The 878-nt window shown below is 63.9% G+C and carries 2 protein-coding genes; both read right to left on the reverse strand.

Features of this window, described 5'->3' with window-relative positions; all coding sequences use genetic code 11:
* Positions 1–277: sulfoxide reductase heme-binding subunit YedZ (locus tag NZU74_20255; protein ID MCS6883662.1), on the reverse strand; the 277-nt coding region annotated here is incomplete at its 3' end.
* A 67-nt stretch (positions 278–344) separates the two neighbouring features.
* The coding region (msrP, locus tag NZU74_20260; protein ID MCS6883663.1) for a protein-methionine-sulfoxide reductase catalytic subunit MsrP at positions 345–878 on the reverse strand (534 nt) is incomplete at its 5' end.

Raw genomic sequence — 878 nt, forward strand, 5'->3', positions numbered from 1 at the left:
GCATATGTGCAGTGGCGTAGAAGAAAGCGTACAGCCCCAGCCAGCGGCGCAGCGGGATAGCCCAGTTCCACCCGAAGAGGGTAACGGCAGGGGTAACGGCCAGCGACAGCAGCAGCAGGACGAGCGCAGGCAGGCCGGTACCGAACGTCAGGTCCTGGATCGGATTGACGGAAAGGCGACCGGTGTACGCATGCCAGGCCAGGTTGAGCGCCGGCAACCAGGCGCCAAGGTGAACGACGAGCAGCGGCCAGGGAATGTGGCGAGGCGAGGGGGACACGGGGAGGGAGGTGGGTTGCGTATTGCGTATTGCGTATTGCGTATTGCGTGGTGATACATGCCCGGCTTCAATAGTTCAAACGCAAGTCCATCCCTTCGTACAGGCTCGCCACCTGCGCGGAGTAGCCGTTGAACATCAGGGTCTTGCGGCGACCCAGCTCGCCGATGCGGCGCTCGGTGGCCTGCGACCAGCGCGGGTGGTCTACCTCCGGGTTGACATTGGCGTAGAAGCCGTACTCGTGCGGCGCGGCGGTGTTCCACAGCGTGTTGGGCCGGCTATCCGTCAACTCAATTTGGCCGCTGGCCTGGCTGCTCTGGACGCCGGACGTCCAGGGCACGACCAGCCGGATGGGCGCGCCGTTCTGCGGCAGGAGCGCCTGCCCGTACAGGCCGGTGGCAATCGTCGCCAGCGGGTTCATAGCCTCATCCAGCCGCAGGCCCTCGGTATACGGCCAGTCGTACCACGGGCTTTTCTGCCCCGGCATCTTGTCCGGCGCATAGATGGAAGTAAACTTCACGTACTTCGCATCCGAGGTCGGTTCAACCTGCTCAAGAATCCGGGACAGCGAAAAGCCCTCCCACGGGATGACCATAGACCAGCC

This window comes from Chloroflexaceae bacterium (assembly GCA_025057155.1).
Classification (GTDB): domain Bacteria; phylum Chloroflexota; class Chloroflexia; order Chloroflexales; family Chloroflexaceae; genus JACAEO01.